The following is a 19,001-nucleotide window of genomic DNA, read 5'->3' as shown; positions in this document are numbered from 1 at the left end:
ATGTTACATTGCGATCATGACCATTGATGTCGTCGACCTCCGCGAGTTCTACTCCCGTCGCCTCGGGATTGTGGCGCGGCAAATGATCAATCGCGGCATTCGGGAGCGCTGGCCGCGCGTCGACGGCCAGCGGGTGCTCGGCTTCGGCTATCCCACGCCCTATCTCGGGTTGTTCCGCGAGGATGCGGAGCGCTGCATCGCCTTCATGCCGTCGGCCCAGGGCGTCCTGAAATGGCCGACGGGACGGCCGGCGCTCGCCTCGCTGGTGGATGAGTTCTCGCTGCCGCTTCCTGACGCAGCGGTCGATCGCATCCTGCTGGTCCACGCACTGGAAATGTCGGACGATCCGGCCGCGCTGCTGCGCGAGGCATGGCGCGTGCTGTCGCCGTCCGGCCGCGTGATTGCGGTCATCCCGAACCGGCGTGGGGTGTGGACCCGCACCGACAGCACGCCGTTCGGTCACGGCCGGCCCTATTCGCGCTCGCAGATCACCGACCTGTTGCGCCAGACCTGGTTCACCCCGACCGCCTGGGGCGAGGCGCTGTTCATGCCGCCTTATGCCGGCGGCTGGGTGCTGAAATCCGCACAGATGTGGGAGCGGGCCGGCGCGGCGCTGTCGTTGCCCTTCGCCGGCGTGCACATCGTCGAGGCGACCAAGCAGGTCTACCGCGCGATCCCCGCCAAGCGCGAACGGGCGCGGCTGATTCCCTCACTGGCGAAGCCGGTGCTGGTGCCGTCCTCGACGACGGCGACGCGCGGCTAAAAACAAATCGTCCCGGACATGCCGGGACGATTCAGGTCAGGGTATCTGGCGCAAGATAACGTGTGAATGCGGCTTACTCGCCGGGAGCCACTTCGTCGCTCGAGGCGGCCGGAGCGGCTTCGCGCTCGGGGCGCGGGCCATTCGGGCGGCGGCGCCGCCGCGGAAAGCGCTCGCCACCACCACCACCCTCGAACCCGGCCTGACCGGGCGCGCCACCGCTCACCTGCGGCTGCGGGCCGGTGATGAAGGAGGGCAGACGATCGACGCTGACGGCGTCGGCGACGACGGGCTGGGGCTGGTTCAGCGGCAGCGGTTGCGGCTGGGGCTGATATTGCGGCTGCGGACGATGGTCGCGTTCGCGATGCTCGCGCGGCTGCTGGTTGTCGCGCTGATAGTGGTTGTCGCGGGGCTGATGATCACGCGGTTGATGATCGCGCTGGCCGTCGCGGTCGCGCGTGAAGGGCTGCGGTGGCGGCTGTGGGACAAAACCCGGCTCCTGGCCGAAGTTCGAGAAATTCTCGCCATCGTCCTCGCCGTCGTCGCCGCTGCTGTTGCTGATGGGCTCGTCGCCGCGCGGCTGCTGGTTCTGCCGGAACTGCTCCTGAGCCGTCGCGATCAGGCGAAAATAATGCTCGGCATGCTGGTAGTAGTTCTCGGCCGCAACGGGGTCTCCGGAGGAGCGCGCGTCGCGCGCAAGCTGGAGATACTTTTCAGCAATATGCGAAGCCGTGCCGCGGATCTTGATGTCGGGTCCGTTGGACTCGTAGACCCGGGTCATCGGGTTCTGGCCGCGCCGGTTATTATTGTTGTTATTGTTATTATTATTGTTGTTGCGGTTGCGCATCCGCTGCTTGTTCTGACCGTTTCTCATGTCCTGCCTTTAATTCCAGCCCTAAAGGTTGCACGCATTACTGATTGCCGAGAGTGACCTGATGACAGCGGCTCACATCGCTTGCGCGCAACCGCACGCAAGAGCGGATTGATCCCTGCCGATGTTCGTCGACCGTCGCGTTCAACAAAAGACGCGTTCCCCACCGCCAGCATCCATCGCCAGCGAACCCATTCATATCGCCTGCCGAAACAAGCCCTGCTTTGTTGCGTAAGTCTTCAAGCGCAATATCAGGCTTTCGTTCACGTTGCGGTCGGTAAGCAGCGCAGCTCAAATGGCCATCGCGCTCAACAGGACCTGCGGCTTGGAACCATTATCAGTAAGCTCTCGCCCGAGAGCCCGGCTTTCGCCCGTAGGTCTACGGGGCCGGCACCGATGTGTTGATCGGAAGGTAGTCGTTCCCAAGGGATATTCCAAGAGGTTTTTTGCAGCCCAATCCGGCTTTTATGGGGGCATTTTCCGGGCCGAAACCGCCCGGGGAATGCCCGCCAAATCGGCCTTGGGCGGCCTGTCCACGACTAACGCGGCAGCAATCATCAAGGTTTCAATATTTCGGGCCTGGCCCTGTCCGGCCTCGACGATCAGTGCCCCGCCGGGGGCGAGACGTTCGCTCGCCTGCGGGATCAGGGCGCGATAGGCGTCGTAACCGTCATTGCCGCCGTCGAGCGCCAGATGCGGATCGTGCTCGCGCACCTCGATGCTCAGTTTCGGAATTTCCGCCGACGGGATGTAGGGCGGGTTCGACACGACGAGGTCGAACGGGCCGCGGAGCGCCGCTGCATAGGAGCAGGCGACGAAGCTGGCGCGGTCGGCGAGGCCCAGAGCCGCGGCGTTGTCTCTGGCGGTCTTGAGCGCGGTCAGACTGAGATCGGTGCCGACGCCGAAGGCGCCGGGAATTTCGTGCAGCAACGCGAGCAGGATGGCGCCGGATCCGGTGCCGATATCGGCGATGCGCATCTGGTGGGAGGCTTGCCGCTCGCGAAAGATTTCGAGTGCCAGCTCGACGACGGTCTCGGTGTCCGGCCGCGGCACCAGGGTGGCCTCGGACAGCTGGAACGGCAGGCCCCAGAATTCCCGAGCGCCGAGAATGCGGGCGACCGGCTCATGCGCGAGCCGGCGTTGCGCATACGCTTCCAGCCGCGCAGCCTCTTCAGGTCTGAGTTGCCGGGCCGCCTGAGTGACCATGCCGGTCAGATCAAGCCTCAGCGCAGCCCCGACGAGCAGGCGCGCATCAAGGGCGGGCTGCTCGATGCCGGCCGATTGCAGCCGTGCCGTAAGCGCGCGCCGCGCACTCTCGATGCTATGTCCGGGATCGAAATCTGTCGCCAATGGAACCATCCTGCCTGGCATCGTGGATAGATCGGCTGGCTTGCTTGCGTCAACGGAAAGGAGCGCGTCAGATCCCGCCTCGCAATGAAGGAGGGTCCATGACGCCCTACGACGATCAGAACGTCTTCGCAAAGATCCTGCGCGGCGAGGTCCCTTGCTTCGAGGTTTTCAGGGACGACCACAGCCTCGCCTTCCTCGATATCATGCCGCGTTCGCCCGGGCACACGCTGGTCGTTCCCCGGGCGCCGGCCCGCGGCATCCTCGACATCGCGGATGACGACCTCGCCGCGGTCGCCCGAACCGCCAAGCGAATCGCGATTGCCGCGATGAAGGCGTTCGACGCCGAGGGCATCATCCTCCAGCAGTTCAGCGAGCCCGCCAGCGGCCAAGTGGTCTTTCACCTGCACATGCACGTCATGCCTGTCAGGGCCGGAATCGAGCTGCTGCCGGCGCAGACGCACAAGGAGGACATGACGGTGCTCGCCGCTCACGCCAGGCGAATGATCGCCGCACTCTAGACGCCGAGATAGCGCTGGAGCAGCTCCGGCTGGGCCTTAAGCTCCCACGCCGGCCCCTCGTGCACGATATGTCCGTTGTTGATGATGTAGATCCGCGTCGCCAGCGCCAGCGTCGCCGCCAAATTCTGCTCGACCAGTACGATGGTCTGGCCGGCGGCGGCGAGCTCGCGGCAGGCCTTGACGAGATCGTGGACGATGACGGGTGCAAGCCCCTCGAACGGCTCGTCCAGCAGCACGATCTTGGGATCGCGCACCAGCGCCCGCGCGATAGCGAGCATCTGCTGTTCGCCGCCGGACAGCTCGGTGCCGCGGTTGCTGCGCCGCTCCTTTAGCCGCGGAAACATCTCGTAAATGCGGTCGAGCGGCCAGCGTTTCGGCGCAGTGATGCCGGCGAGCAGGATATTCTCTTCCACCGACAGGCTGCCGAAGATGCGGCGTTCCTCGTGCACGAGCTGCATGCCGGCCTGGGCGATTCTGTGGCTCTTTCGCCCGGCGATATCAATGCCGTCGAACTTCACGCTGCCGCTACGCGGCGTCAGGACGCCCATCAGGCTCTTCAGCGTCGTGCTCTTGCCGGCGCCGTTGCGGCCGAGCAGCGCCACCACCTCATGACGCTCGACCCGCATGGCGACGTCGAACAGGATGTGGGAGTCCCCGTAATAGCTGTTCAGGCCGTTGACCTCGATCAGGCTCATGCGGCGATCTCTCCGTGAACTCCGCCGAGATAGGCTTCCTGCACGGCAGCGTTGGCCTTGATTTCCTCCGGCGTGCCGTCAAGTAGCACCTTGCCTTCCTGGAGCACTGTCACGCGCTCGACCAGCTCGAACAGCGAATCCATGTCGTGGTCGATGATGATCATGGTGCGCCCGCGCGCGATCGATTTGAGCAGCTTGACGGTCTCGACGCGCTCGCGTGGGCTCATGCCCGCAAGCGGTTCGTCGAGCAGCAGCAGGCGCGGCGAGGTGGCGAGCGCGAGTCCGATTTCCAGTCTGCGCTTCTCGCCATAGGCGAGCTCGGATACCGGCGTATCGGCACGGCGGCTCAAATTGACGAGGGCAAGCGTGTGCTCCACCTGCTCGGTCAGGCCCTTGACGCTGGAGAGCTTGCGGAACAGGTCGAGCCGGAATTTTCCACGCAGCTCGGCCAGCGCGGCGATCGTCAGGTTCTGCCGCACCGTCAACCCGGTGAAGAGCTGGTTGACCTGGTAGCTCTTGGTGAGGCCGAGCTGGCAGACCTCGGTGATCTTTAATCCCGTGATGTCGCGCCCCTCGAACACGATCTGGCCGGAGCTCGGCGCGATCTCGCAGGTCAGCATTTTGAAGAAGGTCGATTTGCCGGCGCCGTTGGGGCCGATAATCCCGCGCAGCTCGCCCTGATTGACGCTGAAATCGATGTCGCTGTTGGCGACGAGGCCGCCATAGCGTTTGGTCAGGCCGGTGGCCTTCAGGATCGGCCCGGAATAGGCGGGATGCTCGACTTCCTTGGCCTGCATCGGAGCCGGTGGGGGTTGCAGCGCGGCCGCGGCGTCAGCGGCCTCCTGGTCCATCTCCGCGTCCGTCTGCTTTCGCTTTCCCGAGACGAGGCGGTAGAGATCGGCAAGACCGCCGATGATGCCGCCGCGCAGGAAGCAGACCAGCAGCACGAACACGACGCCGAGCACCAGCTTCCAGGCCGCGCCGAGGCCCAGCGCCGACTGGAGGAAGTCCTGAAGGAAGAGCCAAACGGTTGCGCCGACCAGCGGTCCGAACAACGTTCCCCTGCCGCCGATGGCCGTCTGCATCACGAGCTGGCCCGAGGTGTCGAAGGTGAAGGCGTCGGGCGGCATGAAAGCCTGGAGCACGCCGAGCAGGCCGCCGGCGAAGCCCGCATAAGCGGCTGCGATCACGAAGGCGGTCAGCTTGTAGCCATGGATGTTGTGGCCGACGGCCGTGGCGCGCAGCGGATTGTCGCGGATCGCACTCAGAATCGCGCCGACCGGCGAGCGCACGATCCTGAGGGCGATGACGACGCCGACGAAGTAGCACAGCGCGATGAACTGATAGAGCGACCAGCCATTGGTGAAGTGGATGGAGGTGAAGCCGAGATCGAAGCTCGGCGTCGGCACGCCGGGCAGGCCGTTTTCGCCGCCGGTGAAATCGGAAAGCGGATTGAACTCGACGAAGAAGAACACTTCCGCGATCGCCACGGTGATCATCGCGAAGTAGATGCCGGTGCGGCGCAACGCGATCAGGCCGATCAGATAGCCGGTCGCGGCGGCCGCGATCATGCCGATGACCAGCGCACCCAGCACGTTGCCGAAGCCCGCGCGCGTCAGCAGGTAGGCGGCGACGAAGCCGCCGGTGCCGTAGAAGGCGGACTGGCCGAACGAGAGCAGGCCGGTGAAACCGAACAGGATGTCGAAGCCGAGCCCGAACAGGCCCGAGACCAGGATCCTGTTCACGGTGTTCGGCGCGAAGCCGAGATGAGGCAGCACGAAGGGGGCTGCGATCAGGCCGATCGCAGTCAGGGCTTCGATCAGAAACGGGCGTTGCTTGAGCATCAGGTGATCGCTTACTCGCGGCCCTGGACGCCGAGCAGGCCATGCGGTCGTACCACGAGTACGAGCGTCATCGCCGCAAACAGCATCACATAGGCGTAGCCGGGGTTGAACATGGAGGTGACGCTGATGATCTCGCCGGCGATCAGGCCGCCGAGAATCGCGCCGGGGAACGAGCCGACGCCGCCGATCACGACCACCACGAAGGTCTGGACCAGGATGTCGTCACCGATGCCCGGTGTCAGCGACACCACCGGCGCGTTGACGATGCCGGCAAAGCCGGCGGCCATCGCGCCGATGCCGAACACCACCATGAAGACGCGGTAGACGTTGATGCCGAGCGAATCGACCATCACCGAATCCTCGATGCCGGCGCGCACAATCATGCCCAGCCGGGTCCGGTAGAGGACGATGAACAGTGCGCCGAGCGCGACCGCGACGATGCCGACGACGGCCAGGCGGTAGGTCGGATAGAACATGAAGCCGAGATTGGTGATGCCCTGGAATAGCGCCGGCGGCGGCACCAGCTGCGACTGGCTCGAGAAGATCAGGCGCACGAGCTCGACGAAACAGATGCCGAGCCCGAAGGTCACGAGCAGCTGATCCTCGTGCGGACGATGATAGAAATGGCGGATGATGACGCGTTCCATGAGAACGCCGAGCAGCATCACGAACAGCGAGCCCGCGATCACCGCAAGGATGAACGATTCCGTGTACTGATAAGCGACGAAGCCGGCATAGCCGCCGATCATGAACATCGCGCCGTGCGCGAGGTTGAGCACGCCGAGCGTGCCGTAAATGATGGTCAGGCCGGAGCTGATCAGCGCGAGCAGGGCGCCGAGCGCGAGCCCGTTGAAAAGCTGTGAAACGAGGTTGGGCCAACTTATCATGCGACAATCGCCGTTGTGGCGCGCGAGGGTGCGCGTCCAAAAAAGGGTGACGCCGCAGGACCGGAGTGCAGTCCGCGGCGTCACAGGAATTAGCGAGGTCTCAGCTGTAGTCGCCGAGATGGCAGCCGAAGGCGTCGGGCTTCTGCATCAGGCCCTCACCCGGGACGATCTCGACGACGTCGTACCAGTCTTCCTTGTTCTTCATGTCCTTTTGCTGCTTGCCCTTGACGATGATCACCGGGCGAACGCACTGATGGTCCTCGGGACGGTAATGCACGTCGCCGACGAGAGAGGGGATCGTCTCGCCTTTCTCGTAGGCCTTGATCACGTCGGGCGGACTGAAGCTGCCGGCCTGCTCGCACATGTGCGCCCAATGCGCGAAGCTGACATAGGCGTTCTCCGCGCCCCATTCGGGCTTGTAGCCGTACTTCTTCTCGAAGGCTTCGTTGAACATCTTGGCCAGCGGGAATTTGTCTTCGATGGTCCACCAATAGTCGGTGGCGGCGTAGACGCCTTGCATCAGGCCGCCGGTCTCGCGCGCGATGAAAGGCACCTGGTACGGCACGACCAGCTTCATCTTGTCGAGCACGCCGAACTGCTTGGCTTGCTGGGTCGACAGCACGGCGTCGTGGCCCCAGTTGACGTTGATGAGCACGTCGGCGCCGGAATTCGCGACGTTCAGCAGGTACGAGGAGTAGTCGGGGGCGCCGAGCGGGGCGACCTGGTTGGTCACGGTGGTCCAGCCGGCCGTCGCGAGGAAGTCCTGCATCGACTTGGTAACGGTGTGGCCGTAGGTGTAGTCGGGCGTCACATACGCCGCCTTCTTGCCCTTGCCGAACTCACGTACCATCACCGGACCGATCGCTGCAGCCGCAGTCTGGCCGTAGAAGTTCTGCCGGAAGCCGTAGCGGACGCAATCCTTGCCAGTGGTATCGTTCGAGCCGGAAATGCCGCATACGAAAATCACATGTTCGCGCTGGGCGAGCTTGTTCAGCGCCACCGCAACGGCGCTCGACGTGCCGCCGGTGATCATGATCGCCTTGTTCTCGCTGATGAAGCGCTGCTGCGCCTGCACCGCCTCGTTCGGCTTGGCCGCGGAATCGGCGACGCCGAACTTCAGCTCCTTGCCGAGTACGCCCTTGCTGGTCTTGGGCGAGATCTTCTTGATCAGCTCATGGCCTTCATTGATGTGCTCGATCGCGAGCTGGTAGCCCTTGAGCTCGTCTTCACCCTGCACGGCATAGGTGCCGGTGCGCGGCACCGAGATGCCGATGAAGGCGGTGGAGCCCGAAACCCCCGCGGGGTAGGAGCCGATCGCCGGCTTGTCCTCGGCAAACGCCGGCATTCCCGGCAGTACCGCGCCGCCGATGAGGCCCGCGGTGGTCTGAAGCAGGCCACGGCGCGAGAGGCCGCGGCGGACGAGATTGTCAGTCATGATCGTTTCCTCCGAACATCGTTGTTGTTTGCAGGCAAAGCACGACCTGTCCGGCGGCGGCCGGCCTCGAGGGCCTGCCCGCGCCGGGCACGTCACATCCGCGTGTAGCTCCTGGGCGCAAGCATTGCTTGTGAACGCCTTCTGTCAATTTCGTCTTTGGTCGAACGCCGAAAATTATCTCGTGAAAACATATCGTATCACGATATATATTAGCCTTTGTGAGTACGAGGCTGGCGGGTTCGGCGAGAAAAATGGCGCGGCAGACGACAGTGGCGGGTACCCGGAAGCGACGGTCATGGCCGCAAGGTGCGGGGCGGCAGGAGGCGGCGTGGCCGGTGGAAGAGGCGAACGGGCAGCGGGCGACACCGCAATCCGGCGATGCGTCGCGCATGCCGGATCCGCGTAATTGGCCGGCCGGCCGGCGCGGGCCCGCCGTCGGCCCCGCTCAGGCGAAGCGCGCACCCGGTCCGATGCAGAAGCTGAGCGTGCGCGCCCAGAACGTCCTCAAGGAGCTCGCGGTCGAGCTCACTGCCGAGCAGCCGCCGAAGGGGAATTGGTCGCCCTCGCGCGAGTTGCTGCTTGCGCTGACGGCCGAACGCCTCGCGACCGCGCGCAATTGCGGTCCTCACACGATGAGGGAAATCATCGACTGGGCGCAGGGCTGTGGCGTGACGATCAAGCCGGTGATCCCGCCCGGAGGCTCGCTGTCGCAGATGTGGGCGGAGTTGATTGGCAATGCATCCGCGGGTGCCTTGACCAGCGCCGAGATTGCCGGCGCGCTGCAGCGCTCGATCCGGCGGAAAAGCGTCCGCATCCCGATCGCGTTCCAGGTCATCCTGGTGAAGATCCTGCTGTCCAGCTTCGAATAGATCGACGGATAGCTGTGTATCCGGAGTTCCCGCTGGTTGGTCCCGGCGCTGCTGCTTGCTACTTTTGGCTGGGCTGCCCGCGTTGCCGAGTGGCAAGAACGGAGGGGCACGGCATGGTTCAGGCGAAGAAGGCGCAACGGTCGACGGCGGCGATACCTGCGCGGGCTTCACGCCGCCGCACGATGCGCGACTCCGACTATGCTGGGCTGGCGCAGTTCCGCTACCAGATCCGAAGCTTTCTGGCGTTCAGCGAGGCAGCCGCAGCACAGCAGGGATTGACGCCGACGCAACATCAGGCGCTGCTTGGGATCAAGGGCTTCGTGCGTCCGGGTCCCGCGAGCATCGGTGATGTCGCGCGGTTTCTGCTGATCCGGCATCACTCCGCCGTGGAACTGATCAACCGCCTCGCGAAGCTTGGGCTGGTCAGCCGCATTGCCGACCCTGAAGACGCCAGACGCGTTCATCTCAAGCTGACGAAAAAGGGTGAGCAGAAGCTCCAGGCGCTCTCGCGCAAGAACCTCGAGGAGCTCCGCCGCGCCGCGAGCCCGGCATTGAGCCGGCTCCTGAAGTCGTTCCGCGCCTCCAGCGGGGCTTGACGCGACGTCAGATCCTCACGCCGCCGCGCCCTGGGCGGCGAGCTGTGCGGCCTGATGCTCGGTGGTGAGCGCGTCGGTCAGTTCGCCCAGCGCTTCGCCCGCCATCACCTGCGGCAGCTTGTAGAGCGTCAAATTGATGCGGTGATCGGTGACGCGTCCTTGCGGGAAATTATAGGTGCGGATGCGCTCGCTGCGATCGCCGGAGCCGACCTTCTCCTTGCGCTCGGCCGAGCGCGCCGCGTCGAGGCGTTGCTGCTCGGCGTCGTAAATGCGCGAACGCAGGATGTTCATGGCGGAAGCGCGATTCTTGTGCTGCGAGCGGCTGTCCTGCATCATCACCACGATGCCGGTCGGGATGTGGGTGATGCGGATCGCGGATTCGGTCTTGTTGACGTGCTGGCCGCCGGCGCCTCCGGCGCGCATGGTCTCGATACGCAAATCATCGTTCCGGATCTCGACATCGACCTCCTCGACCTCGGGCATTACGGCGACCGTGGCGGCGGATGTGTGGATGCGCCCCTGCGTCTCGGTGTCCGGCACGCGCTGCACCCGGTGCACGCCGGACTCGAACTTCAGCTTCGAGAACGCGCCGCGGCCCTGCACCTCGGCGATGATTTCCTTGTAGCCGCCGACGCTGCCTTCGCTGGCCGAGATCACCTCGACCTTCCAGCCCTGCAGGGCCGCGAAGCGCTCGTACATCCGGAACAAATCTCCGGCGAACAGCGAAGCCTCGTCGCCGCCGGTGCCGGCGCGGATTTCCAGCACCACGTTGCGGTCGTCCATGGCGTCCTTCGGCAGCAGCGCGACGCGGATTTTCTGGACCAGATCCTCGATCTTCGGCGTCAGCTCGTCGCGCTCGGCTTCCGCCATGGCGCGCATCTCGGCATCGGTCGCGGGATCGGCGATCAGCGCCTCGGTGTCGGCGAGCTCCTTGACGGCCGAACGATAGGTTTTGACCGCTTCGATCAATGGCGTGAGCTCGGCGAGCTCACGCGTGATCTGCACATAGCGTTCGGAGGCGAGCTGACCGAGCGATTCGGCTTCGAGCGAGGCGTGATGCGCGAGCAGGACGTCCAGTTTGGCTTCGGGGAGTGACGACATCGGTTCAGTCTCAAAATGCGGGAAAGGGCGAGGCGGCAGGAAGGGGCGACAGGCCCGCTACAACGCCAGGCCTTCAGCCTCGGCAAATTCCGTCAGCTTCTGCCGGATCGAGACGCTGCCGGCGGGCGCGTCCAGCAACGGGCCGAGCATCGCTTCGGCCTTCTTGGCGTCGAGATCGATCACCATCGCCTTGACCGGGCCGAGCGCGGTGGCCGAGAGCGACAGCGAGCGATAGCCCATCGCGATCAGGGCCAGTGCGCCGATCGGCTTCGAGGCCATCTCGCCGCAGAGTGACAGCGATTTCTTCGCCTCCTGCGACTTGCGCGCGATGTCGCGCAGCGCACGCAGGATCGGCGCCGACATGGTGTCGAAGCGTTCGGAGACCTTTGCATTGCCGCGGTCGACCGCGAACAGGAACTGGAACAGATCGTTGGAGCCGACCGAGATGAAGTCGACCTTCTTCAGGAGCTCGTCGAGCTGATAGAGCAGCGCCGGCACCTCGACCATGGTGCCGATGTCGATCCGCTCCGGCAGCGTGTGGCCGTGCTGGCGCAGATAGGTCAGCTCGCGTTCGACCAGCGCCTTCGCCGAATCGAATTCACCCACCTCCGAGATCATCGGGAACATGATGCGCAACGCGCGGCCGCCGCCGGCGCGCAGCAGGGCGCGGATCTGGCCGCGCAATAGGCCGGGACGGTCGAGCCCGAGCCGGATCGCGCGCCATCCGAGCGCGGGATTCTCCTCGATCACCGCCTCCATGTAAGGCAGCGCCTTGTCGCCGCCGATGTCGAGGGTGCGGAAGGTGACGGGCTTCGTGCCGGCGGCATCCAGCACGGTGCGATAGAGCGCGAGCTGGTCGCTGGTGCGCGGCAGGCTCTGGCCGACCATGAATTGCAGCTCGGTGCGGAACAGGCCGATGCCGGCGCTGCCGGTGTCCTCGATGTGCGGCAGGTCGATCGCGAGACCCGCATTGATCATCAGCTCGACCTTCTGGCCGTCTTTGGTGACGCAGGGCAGGTCGCGCAGCGCCAGATACTGCGCCTGGCGGCGGGCGCGGAAGCGCACGCGCTCCGCGAAGGCCGCTTCGACCTCCTGCGATGGGCGCACATAGATCATGCCGGAGGTGCCGTCGACGATGACGGCGTCGCCGGGATCGGCGATACCGGGCGCGTTCGGGACTTCGCCGACCGCGGGAATGCCGAGCGCGCGCGCCACGATCGAGACGTGGGAATTGGCGGTGCCTTCTTCCAATATGATGCCGCGCAGGCGCTTGCGGTCGTAGTCGAGCAGCGCCGCCGGGCCCATCGCGCGCGCGATGACGATGGCATTGTCGGGCAATTGTTCGCGTGACGGCGCGTGATCCTGGCCGACCAGTTGCCGCATCAGGCGATAGCCGAGATCCTCGAGATCATGCAGCCGGTCGCGCAAATAGGGATCGGTCGAGCGCAGCATGCGCGCGCGGGTGTCGGATTGCACACGCTCGACGGCGGCTTCCGCCGTCAGGCCGGTGGCGACCGCCTCGTGCAGCTTGTGCGACCAGCCCTGGTCGTTGGCGAACATGCGGTAGGCTTCCAGCACCTCGCGATGCTCGCCGCCTTCCGCGACGTCGCCGCGCTCCAGCATGCGATCGAGATCGGCGCGCAGCTTGGCGAGCGCGGTGTCGAGCCGCTTGATCTCCTTCGGCAGGTCCTCGGCGATGTAGTCCTTGATGACGACGCGCGGCTCGTGCAGCACGACGTGGCCGAGCGCGATGCCTTCCGACAGGATGGCGCCGACCTTCTGCGCCGAATGGCGCGCGGCGGGCTCATGGCCCGGCTGGGCCAGCGCGGACAGCTCGCCTGAGGCGATCAGCTCCGCCAGCACCATCGCCGTGGTCTGAAGCGCCTCGAGTTCCTCCTCGACATAGTTGCGCTTGGCGCGGTTCTGCACCACCAGCACGCCGAGCGTGTTGCCGGCGCGCAGGATCGGCACGCCGAGGAAGGAGTGGTAGATCTCTTCGCCGGTCTCCGGGCGGAACGAGAAGGCCGGATGGCTCTGCGCGTCGTTCAAGTTGAGAGGGGTTGCCTCGCTGGCGACCAAGCCGACAAGGCCCTCATGGGCGCTGAGCACGGTGTGGTGCACCGCCTCGCGGTTGAGGCCTTCGGTGGCATAGAGCTCGAGCGTGTTGTCGACGCGCAGCACATAGACCGAGCACACCTCGGCCACCATGTTGGCCGCGATCAGTACCACGATCTTGTCGAGCCGCTCCTGGGCCGAGACCTGCTCCGCCATGGTTTCGCGGAGCCGTCTCAACAAGACGCGGGGACCTCCCGACGCGCTCCGCATGAACCGTCAATCTCCTTCGTCTGCCGGGGCCGAAAGGGCCCGCGGCGGCTCGCCCAGAAATCCAGAAAAACAACAAATTTGCTCGTCCGGCGCCGGCCCCGGCGGTTGCCTGGGCCGAATCAGCACCGCCTCAACTGGGGCACAGTTTCTGGCAGCCCACCCTGTTCGCCGTATAGCGAATTGGGGCTTGTTTTGCCAAGCAAAACGCCTGCCAAACGCGAAAGTGTGGAGACCTCAGCGTTTGCTGCGACCGCTAAGAGAAAATTAGCCTAAGCCTGATCGAGACCGTAGAGCGTGTGCAGCGTGCGCACCGCAAGCTCGGTATAGGCGGTGTCGATCAGAACCGAGAATTTGATCTCGGAGGTTGTAATGGCCCGGATGTTGATATTCCGTCCTGCGAGGGCCGAGAACGCCTGGGCGGCGACGCCGGCATGGCTGCGCATTCCGCTGCCGATCACCGAGATCTTGGCAACGTCGGTCGCGGTGTCGAGCCGGGCATAATTGATCTGGCTTTTGGCCGCGGTGATCGTCTCCTTGGCCCTGGTATAGTCGGCGGCCGGGACCGTGAAGGTGAGATCGGTGGTCTTGCCGTCTTCGGAGACGTTCTGCACGATCATGTCGACGTTGATGTTGGCATCGGCGAGCGGGCCGAAGATCGACGCGGCCACGCCGGGCTTGTCCTCGATCTGGCGTACCGAGATCTGGGCCTCGTCCTTCGAAAAGGCGATGCCGGTGACGACGTGGCTTTCCATGATCTCCTCCTCGCTGCAGATCAGCGTGCCGGGCGGCTGGTTGGCATGCGGGTCGATATCCTCGGGCTTGTCGAAGCTGGAGCGGACGAAAATCGGCATGTTGTGGACCATGCCGAGTTCCACTGAGCGGACCTGGAGCACCTTGGCGCCCTGGGAGGCCAGCTCCAGCATGTCTTCGAACGCGATCTTATCGAGCCGGCGCGCCTTCGGCACGATTCGCGGATCGGTTGTGTAGACACCGTCGACGTCGGTGTAGATGTCGCAGCGGTCCGCCTTGACGGCGGCGGCGATTGCCACGGCCGAGGTGTCGGAGCCGCCGCGGCCGAGCGTGGTGATGCGGTTGGTCTCGGGGTTGACGCCCTGAAAGCCGGCGATCACGGCGACTTCCTTGCGCTCCCTGAAGCGCTTGATGATCTCGCTGCCGTCGATGCCCTCGATCCGGGCCGAAGCATGGGCGTCGCTGGTCGTGATCGGGATCTGCCAGCCCTGCCAGGAGCGGGCCTGGATACCCATGCCCTGAAGCACGATGGCAAGCAGGCCGGACGTCACCTGTTCGCCCGAGGCGACCACGGCGTCGTATTCGCGTGCGTCGTGCATCGGCGAGGCCTCGGTGCACCAGGCCACCAGCTCGTTGGTTTTACCGGACATCGCCGAGACGACCACGGCCACTTCATGGCCGGCGTCGACCTCACGCTTCACATGGCGTGCGACGTTGCGGATACGTTCGATGTTGGCGACGGATGTGCCGCCGAATTTCATCACGAGGCGGCTCATGACGACGCGTGCATTCCCTCATAAGGATAAGTATGGTGACCCGCGCTGGACGGGTGCCTGCGATACCGACCGCGCGTATACAGAGGGGCGGGGCCGGGGGCAAGCAGGTTCCTGCGCGGGCCAATCCGGGCAATGGGTTATTCGAGGTCATGGCGCGTTACATCGACGAGATCCTGCAACCGGGCGAGCGGGTGCTGTATTCGACCAATGCGCACTGGATCTTCTATTTTCCGGCGATCCTGGCCTGGATCGTGGCGCTGGTCCTGTTCGTCCTGTCCCGGCAAACCATCGTCGAGGGGCTCGTCCTGCTCTGTCTGGTCGCGGCCGGCCTAGTGGCTCTGGCGGCGCTGTACTGGACCGTGAAGGGCTGGTTCCATCGCTTTACCACCGAGACCGACGTGACCAATTTGCGGGTCGTGCACAAGACCGGCTTCATCAAGCGCCGCACCTTCGAGATGGCGCTGGATAAGGTCGAGAGCGTCGATGTGAATCAGACCATTCTCGGACGTATTCTCAACTATGGCGACGTCACCATCAATGGCGTGGGGGAAGGTCGCGAAACCATCCGGACCATCGCCTCGCCGCTCGCCTTCCGCAGTTCGATCACCACGCGGTAGGACCGCGCGCAACCCATGAGCATGCAGCAAAATACTTCCGCTACCGCAAGCCCGCAGCCGGGCTCGACCGTCGACGCCACCGAGATCGCGAAATTCTCAAAACTTTCGGCCGAGTGGTGGGACCCCAACGGCAAGATGGCGCCGCTGCACCGGATCAACCCGCTGCGGCTCGGCTACATCCGCGATGCCGCCTGCCGCAAGTTCGAGCGCAATTTGCGCAGCCTCAACTGCCTCGGCGGTCTGCGCGTGCTCGATATCGGCTGCGGCGCCGGCCTGCTCTGCGAGCCGCTGTCGCGCCTGGGTGCGCAGGTCATCGGCGTCGATCCGTCGGTCAGCAACATCGCGGCCGCGAAGCTGCATGCCGACAAGGCGCATCTCGCGATCGACTATCGCTGCACCACGGTTGAGGAGATCGACCCGCGCGAGCGCTTTGACATCGTGCTGGCGATGGAGGTGGTCGAGCACGTCGTCGACGTCGGCGTTTTCCTGAAGCGCTGCGCCGCGATGCTGAAGCCGAACGGGTTGATGGTGGTCTCGACGCTGAACCGGAACTGGAAGAGTTTTGCGCTCGCCATCGTCGGCGCCGAATATGTGCTGCGATGGCTGCCGCGCGGCACCCACGAGTGGAACAAATTCGTCACCCCCGACGAACTGACGAAATACCTGCTCGACAACCGCCTGGTCATCACCGAGCAGACCGGCGTCGTCTACTCACCCTTCGCCGACAAATGGACCCTCTCGTCAGACATGGACGTGAACTACATGGTGGTGGCGGAAGGCATGGTGTGAGGCGTTGCTGCTTCCAAACATTCGGCGTCGTCCTGGCGAAAGCCAGGACCCATTACCCCTGGGAGGAGTTGTGGCGCGAGACAGATAATCTCGAGTCTTCGCCAAACCACTCCCTGGGTAATGGGTCCTGGATCTGCGCTTCGCTTGTCCAGGACGACGATGAATTTGGCGATAGCATCGCTCCCATGACGTTCGTGTGGTTGACCCATTGAACAGCTAGCGGCAGGTTGGCCGCAATCATTGGCCCTCCCACCCATTTCCCCATGTTCACCATCGCCAGCCTCTGGATTCCCTTCACCGTCATTGCCGCGCTCGGCCAGGTCGCGCGCAATGCGATGCAGCGGTCACTGACAAAGCCGCTGGGGACTTGGGGCGCGACCAATATCCGCTTCCTATTCGGCTTTCCGTTCTCGCTCCTGTTCCTGGCAGTGGTGCTGGTTGCCACCGGCGATCATCTCGGCATGCCGCCCGGTGTGTTCTGGCCGTGGCTGCTGCTCGGCGCGCTCAGCCAGATCGTCGCGACCGGCCTGATGCTGCTCGCCATGAACGACCGCTCCTTCGTGGTGACGACGGCCTATCTGAAAACCGAGGCGATCCAGACCGCCATCTTCGGCTTCGTCTTCCTCGGCGATCATCTGACATGGCTCAAGGTGCTGGCGATCGTGATCGCGACAATCGGCGTCGTCATCACCGCGCTACGGCCCGGTGGCGAGAAGAGTTTTGCCGAATTGAAGCCGACCATCACCGGTCTCGTCGCGGCGGCGGCGTTCGCGTTGTCAGCGGTCGGCTTCCGCGGCGCCATCATCAACGTGCCTGATGTCTCGTTCGTGACGGCGGCATCGTTCACGCTGGTGCTCGGCCTGTTCGTGCAGACGTTGATCCTGACGATCTATCTGCTCTGGCGCGCGCCAAAGGTGCTTCAGGGCATCCTCTCAATGTGGCGGCCCTCAATGCTGGCCGGCTTCACCGGCGCCTTCGCCTCGCAGTTCTGGTTCCTGGCGTTCGCGCTGACCGCCGCCGCCAATGTCCGCACGCTGGCCTTGATCGAGGTGCTGTTCGCGCAAGGCGTGGCCTATTACTCGTTCAAGCAGCCGATCGCGCCGCGCGAAATTATCGGCATCGCGCTGATCGTGCTCGGCGTGGCGGTGCTGGTGGGAGTCTAATTCCGGTCTTCCGGCAGCGTCGGCAGCGGCGACACCTCGATGCCTTCGTCGATCAGCGACTTGGCCTCGTCGGGCGAGGCTTCGCCGTAGATCGGACGGTGCTCCTTGTCGCCGTAATGCATCGCGCGGGCTTCATTGGCGAATCGCTCACCGACATTGTCGGCGTTCTTCACGATGTGATCGCGCAGCTCTTTGAGCTTGGCGCGCAGCTCGCGCTCCTGCGCCATCAACAGCGAGGTCGGTGCGGATTGCGCAGCCTCGGGCGCGGTCGTCGTGGCGGTGGGCTCAGGCGGCGGCGTGGCGCGTCCGCGGCCCTTCTTGCCGACGATGCGCGGTGCCATGATCGCCTTGTCGACCTTGGCCGAGCCGCAGATCGGACAAGTCACGAGCTTGCGCTTCACCTGAGAATCGTACGCGGCCGAGCTCTGGAACCAACTCTCGAAGTCGTGGCTCCGGTCGCAGCGGAGCGCGTAGCGGATCATGCCGATCCCCGCACCAGATGCAGGTGGTCCGGCCCGGCCTTGGGGTCGGCGACGCCGAAGCGGCGGCCGTGCTGGAGCGAGGGGATCGCGCGGCGCGCGGTCTCGACCTTGGCCGGATCGATTTGTGCCATGATGATGCCGGGCTCGACATCGCCTTCGGCGAGGATCTCGCCCCAGGGATCGATGATCAACGAATGGCCATAGGTCTCCCGCTTGTTCTCGTGCAGGCCTGCCTGCGCCGCGGCGAAGATGAAGCAACCGGTCTCGATCGCGCGCGCACGCAACAGCACGTGCCAATGCGCTTCACCGGTCTTGCGGGTGAAGGCCGAGGGCACCGTGATGAAGTACGCGCCGCTTTCGGCCAGCGCGCGGTAGAGCGCGGGGAAGCGCACGTCATAACAGATCGTCAGGCCGACGCGGCCCCAGGGCAGGTCGGAGATCACGGCCGTCTCGCCCGGCTGGTAATTGGCGGATTCGCGATAGCTCTCGCCGTCAGGGAGCTCGATGTCGAACATGTGGATCTTGTCGTAGCTCGCGAGCACATTGCCCTCGGGCCCGATCAGGAACGAGCGGTTGACCGCTTTTTCGTCCGAAAAGCGCAGCGCCAGCGAGCCGACATGGATGTGGATCTTCAGTTCGGCCGCGAGCGCCCGGTACGCCCTCAGCGAGTTGTCGTCGTCTTGGCTCTGGAGGTGCTCGAACAGGGCCTTGCGGTTGAGCTGCATCATATTGCTGACTTCGGGCGTCTGCACGTAGTCGGCGCCATTGGCCGCAGCCTGGCGGATCAGCCTGGTGGCCTGCGCGAGGCTTGGCTCGGGCATCAGGCCGGTGCGCATCTGCACCATCGCTGCCGTGAAGGTCCTGTTGTCGCTCATGACTCCGCCTTGACGCTTTCGAGCATGGCGTCGAGCTTGCCTTCACGATCGAGCGCGTAGAGTTCGTCGCAGCCTCCGACATGGGTTCCGCCGATCCAGATCTGCGGGAAGGTCGAGCCCTCGCCGGAGCGATCGTACATCTCCTGGCGCCAGGACGGGTTCTTGGCGATATCCAACTCCGTGAACGTCGCCTTCTTGCGGGTCAGTAGCGACTTGGCGGCGGAACAATAGCCGCAGCCCGGCCTGGTGTAGATCTCGACAGCAGCGGTCATCTTGTCTGGCGCTTTCATGTCATGAA

At 64.7% G+C, this 19,001-nt stretch carries 19 protein-coding genes; 7 read left to right on the top strand and 12 right to left on the bottom strand.

The features are described from left to right. Positions 1 to 16 precede the first annotated feature (16 nt). Complete coding sequence (locus ABIB90_RS07930; protein WP_007599158.1) at positions 17 to 763, top strand: class I SAM-dependent methyltransferase; 747 nt, start codon at positions 17 to 19, stop codon at positions 761 to 763. A gap of 73 nt (positions 764 to 836) precedes the next feature. Here the strand turns inward: ABIB90_RS07930 and ABIB90_RS07925 are convergent, their stop codons facing one another. Both ABIB90_RS07925 and prmC read right to left on the bottom strand, forming a co-directional pair. Further along, entirely contained in the window at positions 837 to 1,634 is a 798-nt protein-coding gene (locus tag ABIB90_RS07925; RefSeq protein WP_007599159.1) for a DUF4167 domain-containing protein, read from the bottom strand. 462 nt (positions 1,635 to 2,096) lie between these two features. Next, positions 2,097 to 2,990 carry a peptide chain release factor N(5)-glutamine methyltransferase gene (gene prmC / locus ABIB90_RS07920; protein ID WP_354200598.1) on the bottom strand — a complete coding sequence of 298 codons (894 nt, stop codon included), beginning with the start codon at positions 2,988 to 2,990 and terminating at the stop codon, positions 2,097 to 2,099. A gap of 89 nt (positions 2,991 to 3,079) precedes the next feature. Between prmC and ABIB90_RS07915 the strand changes: the two genes are divergently transcribed. After that, positions 3,080 to 3,499 (top strand): HIT family protein, encoded by a 420-nt coding sequence (locus ABIB90_RS07915; protein WP_354200597.1) that lies wholly within the window; start codon positions 3,080 to 3,082, stop codon positions 3,497 to 3,499. Here the strand turns inward: ABIB90_RS07915 and ABIB90_RS07910 are convergent. From ABIB90_RS07910 to ABIB90_RS07895, 4 genes are all read right to left on the bottom strand, one after another. After that, the gene (locus tag ABIB90_RS07910) at positions 3,496 to 4,194 is read right to left on the bottom strand and encodes an ABC transporter ATP-binding protein (RefSeq protein ID WP_354200596.1); all 699 of its coding nucleotides are present in this window, start codon (positions 4,192 to 4,194) and stop codon (positions 3,496 to 3,498) included. The genes ABIB90_RS07915 and ABIB90_RS07910 overlap by 4 nt on opposite strands. Further along, positions 4,191 to 6,038 carry a branched-chain amino acid ABC transporter ATP-binding protein/permease gene (locus tag ABIB90_RS07905; protein ID WP_354200595.1) on the bottom strand — a complete coding sequence of 616 codons (1,848 nt, stop codon included), beginning with the start codon at positions 6,036 to 6,038 and terminating at the stop codon, positions 4,191 to 4,193. Before ABIB90_RS07905 ends, ABIB90_RS07910 begins: the two co-directional genes overlap by 4 nt. 11 nt (positions 6,039 to 6,049) lie before the next feature. Beyond that, positions 6,050 to 6,925: a branched-chain amino acid ABC transporter permease gene (locus ABIB90_RS07900; RefSeq protein WP_007599169.1), complete on the bottom strand. Its 876-nt coding sequence runs from the start codon at positions 6,923 to 6,925 to the stop codon at positions 6,050 to 6,052. A gap of 100 nt (positions 6,926 to 7,025) precedes the next feature. Beyond that, the gene (locus ABIB90_RS07895) at positions 7,026 to 8,360 is read right to left on the bottom strand and encodes a substrate-binding protein (RefSeq protein ID WP_354200594.1); all 1,335 of its coding nucleotides are present in this window, start codon (positions 8,358 to 8,360) and stop codon (positions 7,026 to 7,028) included. Between the two features lie 251 nt (positions 8,361 to 8,611). On the opposite strand from ABIB90_RS07895, the gene ABIB90_RS07890 reads away from it, so the two are divergent. Beyond that, a complete protein-coding gene (locus tag ABIB90_RS07890; RefSeq protein ID WP_245285964.1) occupies positions 8,612 to 9,229 on the top strand; it encodes a hypothetical protein in 618 nt (205 codons plus the stop codon). A gap of 113 nt (positions 9,230 to 9,342) precedes the next feature. Next, positions 9,343 to 9,825 (top strand): MarR family winged helix-turn-helix transcriptional regulator, encoded by a 483-nt coding sequence (locus tag ABIB90_RS07885; protein ID WP_007599174.1) that lies wholly within the window; start codon positions 9,343 to 9,345, stop codon positions 9,823 to 9,825. A gap of 15 nt (positions 9,826 to 9,840) precedes the next feature. Here ABIB90_RS07885 and prfA read toward each other — a convergent pair whose 3' ends face one another. From prfA to ABIB90_RS07870, 3 genes are all read right to left on the bottom strand, one after another. Further along, positions 9,841 to 10,926, bottom strand: coding sequence for a peptide chain release factor 1 (gene prfA, locus ABIB90_RS07880; protein WP_007599175.1), 1,086 nt, complete (start codon positions 10,924 to 10,926; stop codon positions 9,841 to 9,843). A gap of 57 nt (positions 10,927 to 10,983) precedes the next feature. Next, positions 10,984 to 13,251: a phosphoenolpyruvate--protein phosphotransferase gene (gene ptsP, locus ABIB90_RS07875; RefSeq protein ID WP_007599176.1), complete on the bottom strand. Its 2,268-nt coding sequence runs from the start codon at positions 13,249 to 13,251 to the stop codon at positions 10,984 to 10,986. 269 nt (positions 13,252 to 13,520) lie between these two features. Continuing rightward, positions 13,521 to 14,777: an aspartate kinase gene (locus tag ABIB90_RS07870; protein ID WP_354200593.1), complete on the bottom strand. Its 1,257-nt coding sequence runs from the start codon at positions 14,775 to 14,777 to the stop codon at positions 13,521 to 13,523. 149 nt (positions 14,778 to 14,926) lie between these two features. Here ABIB90_RS07870 and ABIB90_RS07865 point away from each other — a divergent pair, with 149 nt between their 5' ends. The 3 genes from ABIB90_RS07865 to ABIB90_RS07855 all read left to right on the top strand — a co-directional run bounded on the left by ABIB90_RS07865 (position 14,927) and on the right by ABIB90_RS07855 (position 17,346). Continuing rightward, positions 14,927 to 15,394: a PH domain-containing protein gene (locus ABIB90_RS07865; RefSeq protein WP_007599178.1), complete on the top strand. Its 468-nt coding sequence runs from the start codon at positions 14,927 to 14,929 to the stop codon at positions 15,392 to 15,394. 15 nt (positions 15,395 to 15,409) lie between these two features. After that, the gene (ubiG, locus tag ABIB90_RS07860) at positions 15,410 to 16,183 is read left to right on the top strand and encodes a bifunctional 2-polyprenyl-6-hydroxyphenol methylase/3-demethylubiquinol 3-O-methyltransferase UbiG (protein ID WP_354200592.1); all 774 of its coding nucleotides are present in this window, start codon (positions 15,410 to 15,412) and stop codon (positions 16,181 to 16,183) included. 263 nt (positions 16,184 to 16,446) lie between these two features. After that, complete coding sequence (locus ABIB90_RS07855) at positions 16,447 to 17,346, top strand: EamA family transporter (protein ID WP_007599180.1); 900 nt, start codon at positions 16,447 to 16,449, stop codon at positions 17,344 to 17,346. On the opposite strand, the gene ABIB90_RS07850 is transcribed toward ABIB90_RS07855, so the two are convergent. The 3 genes from ABIB90_RS07850 to grxC are packed head-to-tail and all read right to left on the bottom strand — an operon-like array spanning position 17,343 to position 18,975. Continuing rightward, the gene (locus ABIB90_RS07850; RefSeq protein ID WP_007599181.1) at positions 17,343 to 17,828 is read right to left on the bottom strand and encodes a DUF1178 family protein; all 486 of its coding nucleotides are present in this window, start codon (positions 17,826 to 17,828) and stop codon (positions 17,343 to 17,345) included. The genes ABIB90_RS07855 and ABIB90_RS07850 overlap by 4 nt on opposite strands. Next, positions 17,825 to 18,703: a carbon-nitrogen hydrolase family protein gene (locus ABIB90_RS07845; protein ID WP_007599182.1), complete on the bottom strand. Its 879-nt coding sequence runs from the start codon at positions 18,701 to 18,703 to the stop codon at positions 17,825 to 17,827. Before ABIB90_RS07845 ends, ABIB90_RS07850 begins: the two co-directional genes overlap by 4 nt. Beyond that, a complete protein-coding gene (grxC, locus tag ABIB90_RS07840; protein ID WP_035995401.1) occupies positions 18,700 to 18,975 on the bottom strand; it encodes a glutaredoxin 3 in 276 nt (91 codons plus the stop codon). Before grxC ends, ABIB90_RS07845 begins: the two co-directional genes overlap by 4 nt. Positions 18,976 to 19,001 lie beyond the last annotated feature (26 nt).

This window comes from Bradyrhizobium sp. JR4.1, assembly GCF_040548605.1.
Lineage (GTDB): Bacteria > Pseudomonadota > Alphaproteobacteria > Rhizobiales > Xanthobacteraceae > Bradyrhizobium > Bradyrhizobium canariense.
The sequence above is the reverse complement of the archived record's forward strand: the minus strand, read 5'-3'. Positions and strand labels throughout refer to the sequence as shown.

Coding starts and splice junctions, on each gene's coding strand:
- ABIB90_RS07865 (WP_007599178.1), top strand. CDS start 14,927: ATGGCGCGTTACATCGACGAGATCCTGCAACCGGGCGAGCGGGTGCTG.
- ABIB90_RS07870 (WP_354200593.1), bottom strand. CDS start 14,777: ATGAGCCGCCTCGTGATGAAATTCGGCGGCACATCCGTCGCCAACATC.
- ABIB90_RS07850 (WP_007599181.1), bottom strand. CDS start 17,828: ATGATCCGCTACGCGCTCCGCTGCGACCGGAGCCACGACTTCGAGAGT.
- ptsP (WP_007599176.1), bottom strand. CDS start 13,251: ATGCGGAGCGCGTCGGGAGGTCCCCGCGTCTTGTTGAGACGGCTCCGC.
- prfA (WP_007599175.1), bottom strand. CDS start 10,926: ATGTCGTCACTCCCCGAAGCCAAACTGGACGTCCTGCTCGCGCATCAC.
- prmC (WP_354200598.1), bottom strand. CDS start 2,990: ATGGTTCCATTGGCGACAGATTTCGATCCCGGACATAGCATCGAGAGT.
- ubiG (WP_354200592.1), top strand. CDS start 15,410: ATGAGCATGCAGCAAAATACTTCCGCTACCGCAAGCCCGCAGCCGGGC.
- grxC (WP_035995401.1), bottom strand. CDS start 18,975: ATGACCGCTGCTGTCGAGATCTACACCAGGCCGGGCTGCGGCTATTGT.
- ABIB90_RS07915 (WP_354200597.1), top strand. CDS start 3,080: ATGACGCCCTACGACGATCAGAACGTCTTCGCAAAGATCCTGCGCGGC.
- ABIB90_RS07925 (WP_007599159.1), bottom strand. CDS start 1,634: ATGAGAAACGGTCAGAACAAGCAGCGGATGCGCAACCGCAACAACAAT.
- ABIB90_RS07895 (WP_354200594.1), bottom strand. CDS start 8,360: ATGACTGACAATCTCGTCCGCCGCGGCCTCTCGCGCCGTGGCCTGCTT.
- ABIB90_RS07910 (WP_354200596.1), bottom strand. CDS start 4,194: ATGAGCCTGATCGAGGTCAACGGCCTGAACAGCTATTACGGGGACTCC.
- ABIB90_RS07905 (WP_354200595.1), bottom strand. CDS start 6,038: ATGCTCAAGCAACGCCCGTTTCTGATCGAAGCCCTGACTGCGATCGGC.
- ABIB90_RS07890 (WP_245285964.1), top strand. CDS start 8,612: ATGGCGCGGCAGACGACAGTGGCGGGTACCCGGAAGCGACGGTCATGG.
- ABIB90_RS07855 (WP_007599180.1), top strand. CDS start 16,447: ATGTTCACCATCGCCAGCCTCTGGATTCCCTTCACCGTCATTGCCGCG.
- ABIB90_RS07885 (WP_007599174.1), top strand. CDS start 9,343: ATGGTTCAGGCGAAGAAGGCGCAACGGTCGACGGCGGCGATACCTGCG.
- ABIB90_RS07845 (WP_007599182.1), bottom strand. CDS start 18,703: ATGAGCGACAACAGGACCTTCACGGCAGCGATGGTGCAGATGCGCACC.
- ABIB90_RS07900 (WP_007599169.1), bottom strand. CDS start 6,925: ATGATAAGTTGGCCCAACCTCGTTTCACAGCTTTTCAACGGGCTCGCG.
- ABIB90_RS07930 (WP_007599158.1), top strand. CDS start 17: ATGACCATTGATGTCGTCGACCTCCGCGAGTTCTACTCCCGTCGCCTC.